Source organism: Pararobbsia alpina, from assembly GCF_902859895.1.
In the GTDB taxonomy this organism is placed as follows: Bacteria; Pseudomonadota; Gammaproteobacteria; order Burkholderiales; family Burkholderiaceae; genus Pararobbsia; species Pararobbsia alpina.
On the sequence record NZ_CADIKM010000008.1, the window covers coordinates 1 to 19,195 of the forward strand.

Annotated in this window: 10 protein-coding genes, 1 tRNA gene and 5 pseudogenes; 12 read left to right on the plus strand and 4 right to left on the minus strand. The window is 63.2% G+C overall.

Going from position 1 to position 19,195, the window contains the following annotated elements; genetic code table 11:
* A pseudogene (locus HV670_RS10905) lies at positions 1-612 on the minus strand (hypothetical protein); the annotation flags it as partial.
* Complete coding sequence (locus tag HV670_RS10910; protein WP_175104809.1) at positions 609-1,349, minus strand: response regulator; 741 nt, start codon at positions 1,347-1,349, stop codon at positions 609-611. The pseudogene HV670_RS10905 and the gene HV670_RS10910, both read right to left, overlap by 4 nt.
* A 382-nt stretch (positions 1,350-1,731) precedes the next feature.
* On the opposite strand from HV670_RS10910, the pseudogene HV670_RS10915 reads away from it, so the two are divergent.
* Positions 1,732-2,205 (plus strand): annotated as a pseudogene (locus HV670_RS10915) (branched-chain amino acid ABC transporter substrate-binding protein); the annotation flags it as partial.
* A gap of 145 nt (positions 2,206-2,350) precedes the next feature.
* Here HV670_RS10915 and HV670_RS10920 read toward each other — a convergent pair.
* Positions 2,351-2,426 (minus strand) — tRNA-Thr (locus tag HV670_RS10920).
* A gap of 317 nt (positions 2,427-2,743) precedes the next feature.
* On the opposite strand from HV670_RS10920, the gene HV670_RS10925 reads away from it, so the two are divergent.
* From HV670_RS10925 to HV670_RS10975, 11 genes and pseudogenes are all read left to right on the plus strand, one after another.
* A complete protein-coding gene (locus tag HV670_RS10925; RefSeq protein ID WP_175104810.1) occupies positions 2,744-4,246 on the plus strand; it encodes an amino acid permease in 1,503 nt (500 codons plus the stop codon).
* Positions 4,247-4,348: 102 nt separating this feature from the next.
* Positions 4,349-4,714, plus strand: a complete 366-nt coding sequence (locus HV670_RS10930) for a hypothetical protein (protein WP_175104811.1) — start codon at positions 4,349-4,351, stop codon at positions 4,712-4,714.
* A 114-nt stretch (positions 4,715-4,828) separates the two neighbouring features.
* On the plus strand, positions 4,829-6,121 hold the full coding sequence (locus HV670_RS10935; RefSeq protein WP_175104812.1) for a TolC family protein: 1,293 nt from the start codon (positions 4,829-4,831) through the stop codon (positions 6,119-6,121).
* 10 nt (positions 6,122-6,131) lie between these two features.
* A pseudogene (locus tag HV670_RS10940) lies at positions 6,132-7,400 on the plus strand (efflux RND transporter periplasmic adaptor subunit); the annotation flags it as partial.
* Between the two features lie 5 nt (positions 7,401-7,405).
* Positions 7,406-10,630: an efflux RND transporter permease subunit gene (locus HV670_RS10945; protein ID WP_246257215.1), complete on the plus strand. Its 3,225-nt coding sequence runs from the start codon at positions 7,406-7,408 to the stop codon at positions 10,628-10,630.
* Positions 10,631-10,941: 311 nt separating this feature from the next.
* Positions 10,942-11,109: pseudogene (locus tag HV670_RS10950) on the plus strand (DUF3141 domain-containing protein); the annotation flags it as partial.
* Between the two features lie 62 nt (positions 11,110-11,171).
* Entirely contained in the window at positions 11,172-12,146 is a 975-nt protein-coding gene (locus tag HV670_RS10955; protein WP_343054400.1) for a phosphate acetyltransferase, read from the plus strand.
* A gap of 4 nt (positions 12,147-12,150) precedes the next feature.
* Entirely contained in the window at positions 12,151-13,329 is a 1,179-nt protein-coding gene (locus HV670_RS10960) for an acetate/propionate family kinase (protein ID WP_175104814.1), read from the plus strand.
* A gap of 237 nt (positions 13,330-13,566) precedes the next feature.
* Positions 13,567-14,001 carry a glycine zipper family protein gene (locus HV670_RS10965; protein WP_425511415.1) on the plus strand — a complete coding sequence of 145 codons (435 nt, stop codon included), beginning with the start codon at positions 13,567-13,569 and terminating at the stop codon, positions 13,999-14,001.
* A gap of 248 nt (positions 14,002-14,249) precedes the next feature.
* Entirely contained in the window at positions 14,250-15,842 is a 1,593-nt protein-coding gene (locus HV670_RS10970; protein ID WP_175104816.1) for an aspartate:alanine exchanger family transporter, read from the plus strand.
* A 53-nt stretch (positions 15,843-15,895) separates the two neighbouring features.
* On the plus strand, positions 15,896-16,891 hold the full coding sequence (locus HV670_RS10975) for a 2-hydroxyacid dehydrogenase (RefSeq protein ID WP_175104817.1): 996 nt from the start codon (positions 15,896-15,898) through the stop codon (positions 16,889-16,891).
* Positions 16,892-17,141: 250 nt separating this feature from the next.
* On the opposite strand, the pseudogene HV670_RS10980 reads toward HV670_RS10975, so the two are convergent.
* Positions 17,142-19,095, minus strand: a pseudogene (locus HV670_RS10980) (phosphatase PAP2 family protein).
* Positions 19,096-19,195 lie beyond the last annotated feature (100 nt).

Below are 19,195 nucleotides of genomic sequence, written 5' to 3' on the forward strand. Positions count from 1 at the left end.
CACGAGGCCTGAATACAATGATGCGTTCGAAGGACCCCCGACGGCGCGTGCTTCTGATGCCGAGACTTCGACATAACGGACGCGCTTCGGACGATGCATCAGTCTCGTCCCCGACGCATAGCCTTCGCCTTCCCTGAATTCGGTGGCCCGCTCGGTGGGCGACATCATCTCGCCATCATCATCATTCGACTGAAGACGATTCAGTTCACTGTCAGGCGTTGCGTCGACCTGCATGCCGACGCTCGTCCGTTCGTGAAAGCCCGGACTATCGATGATGGGCATGGCTGGACGGCCAGGCACGAGGCGCGGGTCCGACGTGCGTGCGAACCGCGTAGATTCGTTGCCGAACTGGCTGCGGATGCCCTGAGGTCTGTCGAAACCGGGAGTCACCAGGAGCGGTATGCCGGCCCACAGCACGCCCGACCCTGATGTGCCGGGCTCATGCATGTGAGCGGTCTCGAGCACCAGCAGCACGCCGCGTCCATAGCCGTCGATATCGTGCTTGGGCCGCTGCACGATCACGATCGCCATGCTCCCGGTCTGCACGAGCATGACGACCGCCAGCGACGTCAGTGCGAGACGAATGAACAGTGTATCGAACCGGCGCTTCATGCTACTTCGGGCACGGCGTCGAGCTCCGAGAATTCGCGTGCGTCCGGCACGAAAATATAGCCTTTGTTTCGCACGGTCTGCACATAGCGGGGGTTGGACGGATCGCTCTCGATCACGCGGCGCAGACGCCAGGCGGACACATCGAGCGACCGGTCACGGAACGCGTAGTCGTCGCCATGCAGCAAGTCGTGCAGGCGCGCACGCGACAGCACGGTCAGCGGGTGAGCGCTGAAGATCTTGAGCAATGCATATTCACCCTCGCGGAGTTCCATGCGCGTGCCGTTCCGCACGAGCGTGCGCGTCGTGAAGTCCAGCACGAAGGGGCCGAAACTGAAGGTCTCGCGCTGCTCCGGCGCCGCGCTCGGCACGCGACCGCGGCGTCGCAGGACCGCGTGGATGCGGGCGAGGAGCTCGCGTGAGTCGCAGGGTTTGGTCAGGTAGTCGTCGGCGCCGTATTCGAGTCCGGCGACGCGGTCCGTTACGCCGACGCGGCCCGACAGGAAGATGACGGGTAGGTCGTCGCCGGCGTCGCGCAGGGACTTGAGGGCCTGCAGACCGTCGCAATTCGGCATCATGATGTCGAGCAGGATCAGCGAAGGCCGCTCGAGTGTCAGGCGCCGGCGCAGGCCGGAGCCGTCGTGCAGTACCGAGACATCCATCCCGTGAGTTTGCAGGAGGCGGCGCAACAGATCACGCACCACGGGATCGTCGTCGACGACAAGAACGTGAGGTTTCATGCGGGCATTCTAAAACTGCTGCCCGTCAGTCAGGCCTGCAAATCCGGCCCGAACGCCTGTTTTTGCCTTACCGAGTCTTACCGCCTGGTTGATTTGCGGATCCGGCCCAGTCAGTTCAAGGTGCCGGGAGGCCGCGGAACGCCTGGATCACACGTCACGGTGTCACAGTGTTCGACTTTACGACGTCCCGGCCGAGCACTGACAGCATTTGTGGACCACGAATGCGATCGAGTCGACGTTCGCGACCGTGCGAGTCCTCTGGTGGCGCACGGTCGCGGACGGCTACGCGATCCAGCGTGAATGGGCAAGCAGCAAACTCGCGGACGGACGCAAGGCGACCGTACACAAGATGGGATTAGATCTGTGCGAGCCGCGCCTCATCGTGGTCGAGCAAATCAAGGCGAAGCGGGTCGGGATAATCGACGATCGCACGGCGTTCGGGCAGGGTCTTGCCGACGCCTTCGAGAAAGGCGTAAAGGAAGCAAATGGCAACATCGTCGACCGTGAGTTCACGAACGACAAAGCCGTGGATTTTCGCTCGATCTTGACCACATTAAAGAGCAAGAACGTTGACGTGATCTTCTTTGGCGGTCTGGATGAGCAAGGTGCGATGCTCGTCAAACAGATGCGCTCGCTCGCTATGCGGACGCAGCTCTTTGGCGCGGGGGCACTCAAGAGCAACACGTTCCTGCAGATCGCCGGACCCGCCGGCGAAGGCACGCAGGACCTGGAGCCGGGTCCGGCGCTCGACAAGTTGCCAGCGGCTCAGAATTTCGGCAAGCGGTACAAGGCCGGGGCAGGGCGTAAGCATCGTGGCGATCGAGAAAACGCGACCTCCGGGCCGAAGATCGTCTGAAGCGCGCTATATCTCGCGAGCGCGTTCGTTGCCGGGTAGGGGGCTTTGGGCTCGCGTTGACCGAATCCGGTTACATAACGGTTACACGGAACCCAGAAAACAAAAAGCCCGACCTTGTGAGTCGGGCTAAGTGCTTGATTCTGTTTGGTGCCGGAAAGAGGAATCGAACCCCCGACCTTCGCATTACGAATGCGCTGCTCTACCGTCTGAGCTATTCCGGCACGGCGAAGAAGCGAGATTATAGCCAGGCCTTTTCGAGAATGGAAGCCCCCTCGCGCGTTCGTTTTTGCATTTTCTACGGTTGTCCTGAAGCAGGGGCCTGTGAGGCAAAGCCTGAGCGAGGATCGGAATAGTCGCTCGGAGGCATGCCCTCCCGTACCTGGAGTTCCTGTTCCGCCTGCTGTATCCAGTAAACGCTGCCCGAACGGGTCTCGCGGCATGGCCGCCCTATTGCGGCCATGCTCCTTGCCTTGCCGCCGGGTGCTCCCGGCGGCCTCTTCATCTCCATGATCGAGATCAAAAAATCGAGACAAAAACAATGACACTGTTTGCAAGAAAAACCATTGCTGCACTGCAGGCGGAAGCCGAAGCAGACCACAAGCAGGGGAGTGCTGAGACGCTGCGCACGCTGAAGCGTTCTCTGTCCGGCATGGATCTCACTCTCCTCGGAATAGGTTGCATCATCGGGGCGGGGATTTTTGTTCTCACAGGCCATGCGGCGGCAGCGAATGCCGGCCCCGCAGTCGTTCTTTCGTTCGTGCTGGGCGCGATCGTCTGTGCATTCGCGGGGCTCTGCTATGCGGAAATGGCTTCGACCGTCCCTGTGTCCGGTAGCGCCTATACCTACGCCTACGCGACCATGGGCGAATTCATCGCCTGGCTGATCGGCTGGGACCTGATCCTCGAGTATTGCCTGGGGGCGACCTCCGTGGCGATCGGGTGGTCGGGCTATGTGGTGAGCTTTCTGCATGGCTTCGGCATCGAAGTGCCGAACGCTCTGTCGACGGCGCCGTTCGCCTTCGACACCGTCTCGCGCTGGACTCAGACGGGCGCGATCCTCAATATCCCGGCGATGCTGATCGTCGCGGTCATCACGATCCTGCTCGTGATCGGCATCCGGGAGTCGGCTCGCGTGAACAGCGTCATGGTGGTCATCAAGGTCGTGATCGTTATCGCGTTCGTCGCCGCGGGCTTCTCCTACGTCGACGGGGCAAACTGGGTGACGAGCGGCAATCCGCAAGGGGCCTTTGTCCCGCCGTCTCAAGGCGAGGACGGGGTGTTCGGCTGGAGCGGTGTGGTGCGCGGTGCGGCAGTCGTGTTCTTCGCCTATGTCGGTTTCGATTCGGTCTCGACCGTCGCGCAGGAAACCGTCAACCCGAAGCGCAATGTGCCGATCGGCCTGTTGGGTTCGCTCATCATCTGCACGGTGCTTTATGTGCTGGTTTCGTATGTCCTGACCGGTATCGTTCCCTACGACAAGTTGAATGTTTCGGATCCGATCGCGGTCGGTGTCGATATGATCGGCATGCCGTGGCTGTCGTCGATCGTCAAGCTCGGCGCGATTTTCGGGCTGACTTCCGTGATCCTCGTGTTGTTGCTGAGCCAGCCGCGAATTTTCTACACGATGTCGAAGGACGGCCTGCTGCCGCCATTCGCCGCAAAGATCCATCCGCGTTTTCGCACGCCGTACATCACGACGATCGTCACCGGCACGATTGTCATGCTGCTTGCCGGTTTGCTGCCGATTGGTCTGGTCGGCGAACTGGTCAGCATCGGGACGCTGTTTGCCTTCGCGGTCGTCAGCGTGGGTGTCGTCGTATTGCGAATTACCCAGCCCGGTCTGCATCGTCCGTTCAGGACTCCCGCAGTCTTTGTCGTCGGACCGCTCGGGGCGCTGGCCGCGATTTTTCTGATGGCAGGTCTGCCTGCCGACACATGGATCCGGCTGGGGGTCTGGATGGTGATCGGTGTGGTGATCTACTTTGCCTACGGGATCCGGCACAGCAAGTTGCTACGCGACCGCGCGAAGCAAAACTTCTGACAGGGCCCGCCTGATTTTGATCTGATCCGACGGCAATGCCGAATACGATGCTCGGCGCCCGATGTATGCGCGGCAGAAAATCGCCGCGCTATACTTTCCACAATGAAAACGTTGCGGACATTCCTCGTCTTGTTGCTGTGTGCGATGCTGCCCCTGAGCGGGTTGGCAGCCAGCGGCGTGACGGGACAATGTCCGATGCATGCGACGGTGATGGACGACGTCGTCTCTGCATCGACTGACATGGCTGGCTGCGAGTCCATGACGTCCCTGCCGAACTCGGAAGGCAAGTCGAAGATATCGCTGTGCAAGGTCACCGCCCAGTGTCAGATGGGCAGCCTCTACCACCCCGTATCGACGCCGTCGGTCGCCCGCCCCGCCGGATCGTTCTCCCCCATCCGCTTCCACTACGCAGAGTCGCTCTCCATCCGCGCGCCGGATGGACTCTGGCGACCCCCGCGCACTCTCTAACACCGTTGTTGATCCGGTTCGCCGCGTCCGCGCGGCGATGTCGTCCTGTTTCAGGACGCGAGTCCGTATGACCTTCGCACGTCCATACAGGACTCGACCACTCGGGGTTAGATTATGCTTTCCATCATTGCCACGCCGGTGCTCCGGTGTGGCCGGGTACGCTCTCGTGTCCTTTTCGTCGCGCTCGTGTTGGCCCACGGCGCGGCGCACGCACAGCAAATTGTTGTCACGCTGGATGGCGCGCTGCAGTCGGCGGCGGACCACAACACGGCGATCCAGGCCGCCCAGGCATCCGTAAGCGCCCGTTCCGAAGCCGCCATCCGGGCCGGGCAACTCCCCAACCCGACGCTCGCCGCAGGCATCGACAACCTGCCCATCAACGGACCCCAGAGTTTCACGATCGGCCAGAACATCCTCACGATGCGCCGCGTCGGCATCGGGCAGGAATGGGTCTCGTCCGACAAGCGCCAGCTTCGCTCGGATCTGGCCAATCAAAGGGTCGATCGCGAACGCTCGAGCTATCTCGAAGAAGTCGCCAACGTCCGGCAACAGACCGCGATGGCATGGCTGAACGCGGCCTATGCCAAGCAGGCGGTGTCGTTGCAGGTGTCGCTGGTGGACCACATGAGGCATGAGCTGACGGCGACGCAGGCGTCCTATCGCGGTGCCCGGGCGACGGCATCCGACGTTGCCCAGGCGCAGCTCATGCTCGCGCAAACGCAGGACGACCTGCTGAAGGCCCGTCAGGTCTTCCAGACCGCACTCATCGGCCTCTCGCGCTGGACGGCCAGCACCGCGACCGACGTCGCGGGCGATCCTCCCACACCGGAATCCGTCGTCGCCTCGCTTGCGCCCGACCAGCTCCGCATGGTCCAGCCGGTACTCGTCGCCGCCTCGGCCGACGTCCGCGTCGCGGATGCCGACACCGCGGTCGCAAGCAGCGACCGCAGCTCGAACTGGAGCTGGAACCTCTCGTATCTGCAAGGCGGCAACCATTCGAGCTTCGTGTCGGTCGGGGTCAGCATTCCGCTGCCGATCAACCGGAAGAATCTCGAAGACCGCGATGTTTCGGAGAAGGCCGAACTCGCCACCAAGGCGCGCCTGATTTACGAAGACACGCAACGGCAGGTCGAGGCCGATATCGAGGCATTGTCGGCCACGCTCGCGAGCGGGCGTGAGCGCATCGCCAACCTGCAACAGACGTTGCTCCCCGCGGCGGACCAGCGTGTAGGTCTCGCGACCGCTGCCTACCAGGCAGCAACCGGTTCTCTGGCCGACACCTTTGCAGCCAAGCGTGCCCAACTCGACGCCGAGCTCAAGGTACTCAGTCTTCAACGAGACGTATCGCTGACCTGGGCGCAACTGGAATACCAGGTTGTACCGCCCACGCTGTCTGCCAGTCGGTAAGGAGAGAAACATGAACCAGAAACTGCTCGTGCGCGCCGTTGCCGCGGTGTTTGCCGCTGCCGTGCTGCTCGGCGCCACCTATATGGCCGGCACCCGTCATCCCATGGCCGACGCTCCCGAGGCGAGTGGGGCGGACGCTTCCGAGACGACGGCCACGGCCGCGTCTGAAAACCGGGTCGACGCGAAGACCGGCCGCAAGGTCCTCTATTGGCACGATCCGATGGTGCCGAACCAACACTTTGACAAGCCCGGCAAGTCGCCTTTCATGGATATGCAGCTCGAGCCCGTCTTCGCCGACGAAGGCGGCGCGAGTGGCATCAAGGTCGACTCCAGCCTCCAACAAAATCTTGGCATCCGATATGCGACGGTGCGCAGGCAAGACACGGCCGAAGGTTTCGACGCCATTGGCACCACGCAATTCGACGAGTCGATGGCCGATGTCGTCCAGTCGCGGGTGACCGGCTACATCGATCGTCTCTACGCGAATGCGCCGATGCAACGCATCGCCCGGGGTGCCCCGATCGCCTCGCTGTTCGTACCGGACTGGCTTGCACCCCAGGAGGAATATCTGGCGCTCAAGCGGGGTGGCATGGATGACGGCCTGCTCGCCGCATCGCGCGTACGCATGCGGGCCCTGTCGATTCCCGATGGACTGATCGCGAGTCTCGACCGGACCGGTAAGGTGCAGACGCACTTGACGCTGTTCGCCCGGGAGGCCGGGGTCGTGACGGAACTCAACGTGCGCGATGGCGCGATGGTGTCGCCGGGGCAGACGCTTGCGAAGGTCGGGGGCCTCTCGAAGCTCTGGCTGATCGTGGAAATCCCAGAGTCGCTCGCGTTGCAGGTGCGGCCCGGCATGACAGTCGACGCGACCTTCGCAGGCGATGCGTCGCAGCACTTCAGTGGACACATTCGCGAAATCCTGCCGGGCATCAGTACGGGTACCCGCACGCTGCAGGCCCGCCTCGAAATCGACAATTCCGCGTTGAAGCTCACGCCGGGGATGCTGATGCGTGTGCGTGTCAGTGGGTCCAAGCCGGTGTCGCGCCTGCTGGTGCCGTCCGAAGCCGTCATCACGACCGGCAAGCGCTCGATCGTCATCGTCAGGAATAGCGACGGTGGACTGCAGCCGGTCCAGATCACCGTCGCCAACGACAGGGGGGACGACACTGAAGTGGTGAGCGGCCTGACCGAAGGACAGCAGGTCGTTGCATCGGGCCAGTTCCTGATCGACTCCGAAGCAAGCTTGAAATCCGTGTTACCGAAACTCGAAGGAAGCGCGAAATGATTGCCCGCCTCATTAGATGGTCGATCCACAACCGGTTCCTCGTGCTGCTGGCGACCGTGCTCATCGCCGCGTGGGGCTTTCATTCGCTGATCCAGACGCCACTCGACGCGCTGCCGGACCTGTCGGACACGCAGGTCATCATCAAGGCCTCGTATCCCGGCAAGGCACCGCAAGTCGTCGAAGACCAGGTGACGTACCCGCTCACGACGACCTTGCTCGGCGTTCCGGGTGCAACGACGATTCGCGCGTATTCGTCGTTCGGGGATGCGTTCGTCTACGTTCTCTTCGATGACAGGACAGACCCGTACTGGGCTCGATCGCGCGTGCTCGAATACCTGAACCAGGTGCAAAGTCGTCTGCCCGCCGGCGCGACTGTCTCGCTCGGCCCCGACGCGACGGGTGTCGGCTGGGTCTACGAATACGCACTGGTCGATCGCACAGGCAAACACGACCTCGGGCAGCTCCGGGCCCTGAACGACTGGTTTCTGAAGTTCGAGCTCAAAGCAGTACCGGACGTTTCGGAAGTCGCCGGTATCGGCGGCATGGTGCAGCAGTATCAGGTCGTACTCGACCCGGACAAACTGCGGGCTTACGGCATCACGCAGGCTACCGTCGCCGACGCCATCGGCAAGGCCAATCAGGAATCGGGCGGTTCAGTCGTCGAACTCGCCGAGTCCGAGTACATGGTCAGATCGTCGGGGTATCTGCATTCGCTCGACGATTTCCGCAACATCGTACTGCGCACGAACGACACCGGGACCCCCGTGTTGCTCGGCGACGTCGCGCGTATCCAGATCGGCCCGGAAATGCGGCGTGGCATCGCCGAGTTGAACGGCGAGGGTGAAGTGGCGGGGGGCGTCGTCGTCATGCGTTCAGGAAAGAATGCGCTGACCACCATCGACGCTGTCAAGGCGAAGCTAGCCGAGCTGAAGAAGTCGCTCCCGCCGGGGGTCGAAGTCGTGACGACCTACGATCGCTCGCAGCTCATCGAGCGTGCAGTCGACAACCTCAAGGACAAGCTCCTTGAAGAGTTCATCATCGTCGGCCTCGTCTGTGCGCTGTTCCTGTTCCATCTGCGTAGCGCGTTCGTCGCCATCCTGTCGCTGCCACTCGGCGTGCTGGCTGCGTTCATCGTGATGCGCTATCAGGGCGTCAACGCGAACCTGATGTCGTTGGGTGGTATCGCGATCGCCATCGGCGCGATGATCGACGCAGCTATCGTGATGATCGAGAACGCTCACAAGCACCTCGAAGCGTACGACCACAAGCACCCCGATAGTCCAATCACGAATGCCCAGCGATGGGAACTGGTTGCACAGTCCGCGGCCGAGGTCGGGCCAGCCCTGTTTTTTTCGCTCCTGATCATCACGTTGTCGTTCATTCCCGTGTTCTCGCTCGAAGGCCAGGAAGGGAAGCTGTTTGCCCCACTGGCATTCACGAAGACCTACACGATTGCTGCGGCCGCGGGTCTGTCGGTGACACTCGTGCCGGTGTTGATGGGTTATCTGATCCGGGGCCGGATTCCACATGAGCATGCCAATCCGCTCAATCGCGTGCTGATCCGCTTGTACCGTCCTTTGCTCGAAGCGACGTTACGCCAGCCGTGGGTGGCAATCGGACTGGCTGTCGTCGCGCTTGCCCTCACGCTGGTTCCCGTGTCACGGCTCGGGGGGGAATTCATGCCGCCGCTCGACGAAGGAGATCTGCTCTATATGCCGACCGCGCTACCCGGCATCTCGGCAGACAAGGCCGCCGAGCTGTTGCAGCAGACGGATCGTCTCATCAGGACTGTTCCGGAGGTGCAAACCGTGTTCGGCAAATCGGGCCGTGCCGACACCGCGACCGACCCCGCACCGTTCGAGATGTTCGAGACCACCATTCAGTTCAAGCCTCGCAGTGAATGGCGCCCGGGGATGACGCCCGAGAAGCTGATCGAAGAGCTCGACGCGCGAGTCAAAATCCCCGGCTTGTCGAATGTCTGGGTGCCACCGATTCGCAATCGGCTCGATATGCTGTCGACCGGCATCAAGACGCCCGTGGGTGTGAAGATATCCGGCGCCAACCTCGGGCAGATCGACAAGCTCGCCACGCAGGTCGAGTCCGTGTTGAAGAACGTTCCAGGCGTCACGTCGGCACTCGCCGAACGCCTGAACGGCGGTCACTACATCGACGTCGATATCGACCGGTTGGCCGCGGCCCGTTACGGTCTGTCCGTGACCGACATCCAGTCGGTTGTCTCATCAGCGGTCGGTGGCGACAAGGTGGGCGAGGTGATCGCGGGTCGTGAGCGTTTCCCCATCAATATCCGCTATCCGCGGGAGACCCGAGACTCGGTCGAGAAGCTGCGCCAGTTGCCTATCGTCACCGACCGGGGCGCGCAGATCACCCTGGGCGACGTCGCCTCGCTCAAGATCTCCGATGGTCCACCCATGATCCGTAGTGAGAACGCGCGATTGTCGGGCTATGTCTATGTCGACATTCGCGACACGGATCTGCAATCGGCCGTGAAGGCGATGCAGGCGGCGGTTGCACGGGAGGTCGTGCTGCCGTCCGGTTATTCGATCGCGTGGTCGGGCCAGTTCGAGTATCTCGAGCGCGCGGCCGCCAAGCTGCGGATGGTGATTCCGGTGACGCTCGTCGTGATCTTCGTTCTGCTCTTCCTGACGTTCAACTCCGCAGCCGATGCGCTGCTGCTGATGACGACAGTGCCCTTCGCGCTGGTCGGCGGCTTCTGGCTGATCTGGATACTCGGACACGCGGTATCCGTCGCGACTGCGGTGGGCTTCATCGCATTGTCGGGTGTGGCAGCCGAATTTGGCGTCGTGATGCTGCTCTATCTGAAGGATGCGCTCAAGCGTCGGCTCGAGGAAGGTGAGCCATTGACCGAGGCGATGCTCGTGGACGCCATCCGCGAAGGCGCTGTCCTGCGCGTCAGACCCAAGACAATGACGGTCGCGGTCGTGCTCGCGGGCCTCATCCCCATCATGCTGGGTCACGGCGCCGGTTCCGAAGTCATGCAGCGCATCGCCGCGCCGATGGTCGGCGGCATGGTGACGGCACCGCTGTTGTCGATGTTCGTGATTCCGGCGGCATGGCTGCTGCTGCAGCGCAGGCACATTGCTCGCGGCCGGCGTGTGCGCGATGACGATGGCCTGCAAGACCAAAGGCGCGTGGGTGATCAAGCAGCTGAGGGAAGGCGAGAAGTGCAAAGCCCGCGTTGAAAACTCGATGGGACGCTAACGTTGTGCGGCGGATCAAACAATCGTCACCTATCGGGATGGTGTGTTCGTCCCATCCGTCGCACTACCTTGGCCTTCGTAGCGCAGCTTCCTGCACAAACGACACGCCTTCCCGGATATTTCCGAAAATCGCCCCGGCAAGCCCGCTTGAATGCCCCGGTCGAATGGTATAGAACTGACGATGCGGTCATCCAAAAGCTCAACATGACTCGTCGCACGCGGGAGTGCTGCCAATCGCGCATCGAGGCTGACCCAGTGGGGTTTGCGCGTGAAGCCCGAATTTCAGTCTTCCGATGAACCGCGAGGAGATCGAGTGGATCACGCGCAACCTCTTCGTGGGCAACAAGCTTTGCTTCGGTGACATGAAGGACCTTGCGGGCAAGGGCTTCGAGCTGCGCAACATCAAGTCGCCGATCGTCCTGTTCGCCTCGATGGGCGACAACATCACGCGCCCCAGCAAGCGTTGCCCGGCAAGGCGACACGCGATCAGCACACTGAGGCGCTCGCGCGCTGATCGCGGTTGCTGTCACGCCGTGTCACCGATCCGAGGAACACCGCCGTGGAACGTGAACACGCGAAGTACCAGAAGCTCATCGAGTTTTGCAGGTCGCTCGATCCCGTGCCTACCGCGATCGTGCATCCGTGCGACCAAAGCTCGCTCGAGGGCGCGATCCAGGCAGCGCAGAATGGACTGATCGCGCCGATCCTCGTCGGGCCACGCGCGCGCATCGAAGCGGTGGCGGCTCAGTACGCAATCGACCTCGCGGATTATCCGATCGTCGATACACCCTATAGCCAGGCGGCGGCAGCCGCTGCCGTCCAGCTTGTCCGGGAGGGCAAGGCGGAGGCGCTGATGAAAGGCAGTCTGCATACCGACGAGCTGATGGGCGCAGTCGTGCGTCGCGAATCAGGGCTGCGCACGGCGAGGCGCGTCAGCCACTGCTTCGTGATGGACGTCCCAGGATACGAGAGTGCCCTCATCATCACCGATGCCGCCGTCAACATCGCGCCGACGCTCGAGGAGAAAGCCGACATCCTGCAGAACGCGATCGATCTCGGACACGCGCTGAACTTCCCGGAGGTGCGCGTCGCGATTCTCTCGGCGATGGAGACGGTCAATCCGAAGGTGCCCTCCACCGTGGAAGCCGCCGCGCTCTGCAAGATGGTGGACCGTCGTCAGGTGACCGGCGCGCTGGTCGACGGGCCGCTTGCGCTCGACAACGCCATCGATCTCGAAGCGGCGAGGATCAAGCAAATCGATTCGCCGGTCGCGGGACGTGCAAACGTGCTGCTCGTGCCCGACCTGGAAGCCGGGAACATGCTGGCGAAGAGCCTGTCGTTCCTCGCCGGCGCGGATGCCGCCGGCATCGTCCTGGGCGCGCGCGTGCCGATCATCCTGACGAGCCGCGCCGACTCGCTGATGACGCGGCTCGCGTCCTGCGCCGTGGCGGCGCTCGTCGCGAAGGCGCGCCGTGAGAGCGGCAAGGCGCTGGGGTGAAGCCATGGCAGACGTCATTCTGGTACTCAACGCGGGATCGTCGAGCATCAAGTTCCGCGTGTTCGCGGCGAAGGGCGCCGCGCCCGAGCTCGTCATGCGAGGGCAGGCGGAGGGACTGCACACTGCCCCCGCGTTCGCCGCGTTCGACGGCACTGGCGAGTGCATCGGCGAGCGGACCTGGGAGAAGGGAAATGCGATCGGGCATGAAGGCGCGATCGAATGCATCGGGGATTTTTTGCGCGGTCATCACGAAGGCTATGAGCTGGTTGCCGTCGGGCATCGAGTCGTTCATGGCGGCGAGGCGTTCACCGGGCCTGTGCTCGCGACGTCCGGGGTGCTCGCGAAGCTCGACGAACTCGTTCCGCTCGCGCCCTTGCATCAGCCGCACAATCTGGCGCCCGTGCGCATCGTCGCCAGGCGCCGTCCGGAGTTGCCGCAGATCATGTGCTTCGATACGGCGTTTCACCGGGCGCAGCCGGAAGTGGCGCAAGCCTTCGCGCTGCCGGAGAAGATCACCTCGCACGGCGTGCGGCGCTACGGCTTTCATGGCTTGTCCTACGAATATATCGCGAGCGTGCTGCCCCGCTTCGCGCCCGGCGTCGCACAGGGGCGGGCGGTCGTTGCGCATCTCGGCAACGGCGCGAGCATGTGCGCGATCGAGGCGGGCAAGAGCGTCGCGAGCACGATGGGGTTCACCGCGGTCGACGGCCTGCCGATGGGCACGCGCTGCGGCAGCCTCGATCCCGGCGTGATTCTCTATCTGATGGATCAGCTGGGTATGGATGCGCGCGCGATCGAGAATCTGCTCTACAAGGAGTCGGGCCTGCTCGGCGTATCGGCCCTGTCGAGCGACATGCGCGAGTTGCTCGCGAGCGCCGATCCGCGCGCCCGCTTCGCGGTGGAGCTTTTCGTCTACCGGATCGGACGGGAGCTTGGCTCGCTCGCGGCGGGGCTCGGCGGCATCGATGCGCTCGTGTTCACCGCCGGCATCGGCGAGCACGCACCGGCGATTCGCGAACGCGTGTGCAAAGGCGCGGCGTGGCTCGGCATCGAGCTGGATACGGAAGCGAACCTGCGGGACGGGCCGTGCATCAGCACGGCATCGAGCAAGGTATCGGCCTGGGTGATCCCGACCGACGAAGAACTCATGATCGCGCGCCACACGCGGGCGACGATCGTCTGAATCGAAAGCGCGTCGAAGCTGTGTTGATCACGGCCTAGCGTCAACGTGGTGTCGCCGCACGAAGAGTGAACGGCGGCAGGAGAGCGACATGGGCATCCTGAGCTGGCTTGCGCGAGGCAAGCACGTGAGGGCCGCCCGTAACCGTTGGGCAACGCTGACGATAGGCGAGCCCATGATTTTGAACAAGGAGTTGCCATGAATGTAATCAGGAAGCGTACGATTTGCGCCCTCGTGCTGATGGCGCTGGCGCTCGACTCGCTCGCGCAAGGCAAGCCCATCGCCTATCCGGCCAAAGGCCAAAGCGCGCAGCAACAGCAAAGGGACGATGGGGAGTGCTACAGCTGGGCGAAAAGCAGCACGGGCATTGACCCCGCCGCCGTGGCTTCGGCGGCTCCGCCCCCTTCCACAGGGCCGGCGGTGGGCGGCGGAGAACGGGTGGGAGGCGCCGCGCGGGGAGCCGCGGGCGGTGCCGTGATCGGAGCAATCGCCGGGGACGCCGGCAAGGGCGCAGCCATTGGCGCGGTCACGGGCACGATGGTCGGCGGCCACCGCGCCCGGCAGAACCGGCGCGCGCAGGACGCCAACGCACAGGCTCAGACTCAGGGCGCCATCGACACGTACTACCGAGCCTACGGGGCATGCATGGAAGGGCGCGGTTATACGATCCGGTAGCTGCTTCGAGGCGCACCGGGCAATGGCGCGAAGCCGGGCGTGTCAGGGGCAGGCACACGGCATCTGGTGAACAGCTGTAACAAGAGGAAGTGGTGGTCGAAGAGAACGGACGTGCGTTGAATGCGACGAGTCCCGTCGCACGATTGCGGGAGAGACGTGATGCACAGCCGTTTCGCATGCGAGCCCGGCGTGGATCAGTCCGCGCTCACCGCTGTTGCGTCCATTCCTGCTCATCGAGAGGTACTGTCATGGATGCAGTGAGGACGTTGCTCGAAACCCAGCCGCTGCTCACGCTCTTTGTGACGGTCGCCCTGGGCTATGTCGTCGGCGAGATGAGCATCAAGGGGGTGTCCCTCGGCTCGGGCGCGGTGCTCTTCGTCGGACTGGCGATCGGCGGCTTCGCGCCCAAGTCCGCGCCGCCGGCCCTGCTCGGCACGCTAGGGCTGCTCCTCTTTCTCTACAACATCGGCATCCAGTACGGCGACCAGTTCTTCAAGGGCCTGACGAGCGCCAACGGCCTCAAGGCCAACATTGCCGCCGCGTTCGGAGTCATTGTCGCCGGCTTTGTGTCGGTCGCGCTCGTGCCGCTCTTCGGCGTCAAGCTCGACGAATCGCTCGGCATGTTCGCCGGGTCCGGCACCAGCACGGCAAGCCTGCAGGCCGCGATGGCCGCCATGAAAGGCGACGGCGCCACGGTGGGCTACAGCGTCGCCTATCCGTTCGGCGTGGCCGGGCCGATCCTTTTCCTGTATGTCCTTAGCGTGGTGCTGAAACCGCACATCGAGCGGCCACCGCCCAAGCTCATCGAAACGGCCGAGATCGCGTTGAGAAACCCGGCGTTCATCGGCGCGCGATTCTCCGACCTGGTGGCGCGCATGCCGGCCGGGCTCGCGATTGCCGCCGTGCGCCGCGAGCACCACAACCGCACGCTTACGGACGATCTGATCCTGCAGGCCGACGACGTCCTGCTCGCGACCGCCACGGACCCGGCCGTGTTGCGCGAAGCCACGTCGCTTTTCGGAGAGTTGCAGCCGGGCCGCATCACGAGTCACCGCGAGGATCTCGACTATGCTCGGGTGTTCGCTTCGAGCCGGCTCGTGGTCGGGCACATGCTGCGCGACATCCGCTTCCCGGAGGGCGTCGCCTGTACGATCGCGCATGTGCGCCGGGGCGACGCCGACCTGATGCCGAAACAGGACCTCATCCTCGAATTCGGCGACCGCGTCGGCTTGCTCGCGAACCGCGCCAACATGAAGTCGCTACGCGCGCTTTTCGGCGACTCCATCAAGGGAACTGCCGAACTGAGTTTCATCTCGATCGGTGTCGGCGCGGCCCTCGGGCTTCTGGCCGGCGCGGTTCCGCTGCCCATTCCCGGCGTCGGCAAGCTCACCCTCGGGCTAGCCGCGCTGCTGCTCGTCGCCCTCGTCCTCGGCCGGGTGCGCCGCGTCGGACCGTTCGCCTGGACGATGCCGCTTACAGCGAATCTGGTCCTGCGCAATTTCGGCTTGACCATCTTCCTCGCCCAGGTGGGCATTGCCTCGGGGCCGAAGTTCTTCGCCACCATCGGCGTGGCGGGCGTGTCTTTCCTGGTCTACGGCGTGGCGATTGCGCTCGCGCTGCTCCTCGTCACGACGATCTTGTGCCTGTGGGTCTTCAGGCTGCCATTCGACATGACGGTGGGCGTGATCAGCGGAGCGACGGGCAATCCGGCAATCCTGGCCTTTGCCAATCGCGTCGCACCGACCGATCTCCCGGATCTCGGCTATGCAATGATCTTCCCTTCGATGACCGTCGTGAAGATCCTGTTCGTGCAGATCGCCGCCGTCTTGGCCAGCGGATAGCACGGCACGCATACATCGGATTCCTGAACCCCGGCCTGCTTCGGAGGCACACGATGGAAATCGCCGTCTTCAGCGCGAAGCCCTACGATCGCGACTATCTCGATGCCGCGAATGCGGCCCACGGCCATCGCCTCAAGTACTTCGAGGTCCCGCTCGATGGCGAAACCGTCGGCCTTGCGGCGGGCCACGGCGCCGTGTGCATCTTCGTCAACGACAATGCGGATGCGGCGGTTCTCGAAGCGCTCGGGCACGGCGGCACGAAGCTTGTCGCGCTGCGCTGCACGGGGTTCAACAACGTGGACCTGAATGCTGCGCGCGATCTCGGCATCAAGGTGGTACGGGTGGTCGACTACTCGCCCAATTCGGTCGCCGAGCATGCGGTCGCTTTGCTGATGGCAATCAACCGCAAGATCCACCGGGCCTACAACCGCACGCGGGACTTCAATTTTTCGCTCGACGGCCTGATGGGCTTCGACCTGTGCGGAAAGACGGTTGCCGTGATCGGCACGGGCAAGATCGGACGGGTCTTTGGCAAGATCATGCTGGGATTCGGCTGCGACGTGATCGGCTACGACACGTTTCCTTCGCCGCAATTCGAAGCGATGGGCGCGCGCTATGCGATGCCGGGAGAGATCAGCGTGAGCGCCGACGTCATCTCGCTGCATTGTCCGCTCACGCCCGACACCTATCACATCATCGATGCCGACGCGCTATCGCGCGCCAAGCGGGGGGCGTTGCTGATCAACACGAGCCGCGGCGGGCTCATCGACACGGAAGCGGTCATCAACGCGCTCAGGAGCGGCCAGTTGGGCGGCCTCGCGATCGACGTGTATGAGCAGGAGGCGGGCGTATTCTTCCGTGACCTGTCCGGCACCATCATCACCGACGATATGCTGCAGCGGCTCGTCACGTTCCCAAACGTGATCCTGACCGGGCACCAGGCATTTCTCACACGCGAGGCCGTGACCACCATCTGCGAGACGACTCTGCAAAGCGTGACGGACTTCGAATCGGGCAAGCCGCTTGCGAACGAAATCAACGCTGGTTGAGGGCGTGGAGGGCCCGGCGAAAAAAAAGCACCGGCGATTGCTCGCAAGTGCTTGATCTTTCTTCCCATGCGGGAAGATGTGTCTTGGGTAGGCCGTGCCGGACTCGAACCCTGCGATCAACGGATTGAAAGTCCGGGTGAATCGAGGTTAACCGCCCCGTCGAAGCGCATCGTCATCCGGCCCGGCGTGAAAAGCCCCGATGGCAGTCAGCCGTGGACCCGGACGACGAGTCGCCTCCCGGGGCGCAACATTACGAGTCAATGTGCACGGACACGCCAGTGGGCATATAGGCAGGCGTCGCTTTGTGGCCATCGACCGTGATCGTCGTGAACTGCTTCATCACGCCGTTGCCGTCGATGAGGTCGATGGTGTCGCCGACCTTGGGAGCGTAGCCGTTTACGAATTTCACATGCAGCGTGCCGCCGGCAATGGTCAGCTGGTCACCCACGCGCAGCTGGCCAGCGCCGGTACCGTCGATGTCGAGTTCAAGCGTCGTACCGGCGAGTTGCGTGTACTTGCCGACGATGGTCACGGGCGACGACGCGGCAATGATGACCCCGCCTGCCCCCACATACACATCGCCTGCGCCGAACGCCTTCGGGGAATCCGCTTCAAGCACGCCGCCGCTCACTTGAGCGCCACCCGACCAGGTATTGTTTCCGGCGAGCTTCAAGGTGCCGCTGCCCTGCAGCGTCAACTTGCCCGTGCCGGAAATGTCGTTGCGCCACAAATCCGAGGCGCTGAAGCTGCCCTGGGACGCATCCATCGAAACGGTGACCTTGCCGTAGAACGCGCCGTATCCGTCTGCAGCCGCAAACATGTTCAGGCGACCCCACCCTTCCGCATCGTCCATCACCGGATATCCGGAAGGAAGCTCGGTGGTCTTCAGGACAACGCGGCGCTGATTAGCATTCAGATACGGGAAGCGCGTCTCCAGCAATACCTCCGCGCCCTTCGGCACGACGGGAGGCGCATCGGTTGACTCGATCGGGGCAAAGCCGAACGTCATGCGGCGAATGAAGTCCGCCTTGTTCGTCGCGTAGTCGGCGAAGCGGTCCGTTGCCGCCGTGCCTGAGTGGGCGAAAGCGGCGAACGTCGCCGGAGTCGTGTTCGTCAGTTGCATCAGGCCCGCGTGCGCCTGGGCAAATGCCGCGCTCTTGAGCGTGGCATTGTTCGGGTCGGAGAGATTCGCGGCAGCCGCTGCAAGCGCGAACATCCGACCGCTAATGACATCGAGCGGGGAGTGCATACCGGCAAAAATGCGGTTCTCGCCGAGTTCGAGTCCGCGGCTTGCCATCTCCTGGTACCGCTCCGGCAGCACGTAGGCCATCGTCATGGAATCGCGCATGGCTTCGGCCTCGTGACCACTGATATAGCCACCATCGGTCGCGGGCGCCGTGCTCTCTGCTGGCACGAGCGTCGGATCGACCACGACACTGGTGCTCCAGCGATACGGGCGCGCGTATTTGTAGAAGCGCTTGGCCGGTTCGGTGGACGCGTTGTTGCCCATCGCAGTCAGCAGGTCAACCACCTGGCCAAAACTGGTGTTGCCGCTGCTCGTGCCGACACCGACATTGTTGCCCGTGTCGTTGTACAGGATGGTCGTCGCGTCGGCCGGAATTGACGTGATAGTCGTGGTCTGCTGTGATGCGGTGCGCCATGCACTGGTAAGCGGCCCCATGCCGTCTGCCACGCTATAGCCCTTGCCGCGCCGGTCGTCGTAATAGGCTGCATCGGCCTGTGCCTGCGTGCGGGTCGTCGTCTCATTGACCACGAACTGGATGTTGGCCGTGTGCACGGCACTGTTCAGAACCGCTCCGCCCGGTGTGCCGTCGTTCGGCAGGCCCGTCCACGTCGACTGCACGACAGCCGGAAAGGAGCCGTTGGCCGGGGCGGGGGCGCCCGCGTCGACAATCTCGGTCAGCGGTTGCCAGATGTCGAGGAATCTCGACACGACACGCACCCCCGCATTCGTGCTCAGCGTCGCAAATCGTGCATCCCCTCTCTGGTTGCTTGCAATGTTGTCGACGAATGCAGGCACGTCAGGGATCGCCGCGGCATCGACGAAGGCGGGGTCGGTGGGGGGGCGGAGGAATCGACGACGTCGCCGTGGAGGGATCATTGCTGCCGCCGCATGCGGCTAGCGCTGCAACGCTCGAAAGTACGGCAACGCGAACTGGAAAAGGGATGCGAAAACCGGCCATAACACGTCTCTTTTATGAGATTGAAAGCGACGGATTATGAATATGAAAAATGACAGTAATGTTGATGCCTCAACCACCGACGCTTCGCTATGCGAGAAAC

Excerpts from the sequence above, each read along its gene's own strand:
- HV670_RS10930 (WP_175104811.1), top strand. The coding sequence starts at position 4,349 with ATGAAAACGTTGCGGACATTCCTCGTCTTGTTGCTGTGTGCGATGCTG.
- HV670_RS10970 (WP_175104816.1), top strand. The coding sequence starts at position 14,250 with ATGGATGCAGTGAGGACGTTGCTCGAAACCCAGCCGCTGCTCACGCTC.
- HV670_RS10910 (WP_175104809.1), bottom strand. The coding sequence starts at position 1,349 with ATGAAACCTCACGTTCTTGTCGTCGACGACGATCCCGTGGTGCGTGAT.
- HV670_RS10925 (WP_175104810.1), top strand. The coding sequence starts at position 2,744 with ATGACACTGTTTGCAAGAAAAACCATTGCTGCACTGCAGGCGGAAGCC.
- HV670_RS10945 (WP_246257215.1), top strand. The coding sequence starts at position 7,406 with ATGATTGCCCGCCTCATTAGATGGTCGATCCACAACCGGTTCCTCGTG.
- HV670_RS10975 (WP_175104817.1), top strand. The coding sequence starts at position 15,896 with ATGGAAATCGCCGTCTTCAGCGCGAAGCCCTACGATCGCGACTATCTC.
- HV670_RS10965 (WP_425511415.1), top strand. The coding sequence starts at position 13,567 with ATGGCGCTGGCGCTCGACTCGCTCGCGCAAGGCAAGCCCATCGCCTAT.
- HV670_RS10935 (WP_175104812.1), top strand. The coding sequence starts at position 4,829 with ATGCTTTCCATCATTGCCACGCCGGTGCTCCGGTGTGGCCGGGTACGC.
- HV670_RS10960 (WP_175104814.1), top strand. The coding sequence starts at position 12,151 with ATGGCAGACGTCATTCTGGTACTCAACGCGGGATCGTCGAGCATCAAG.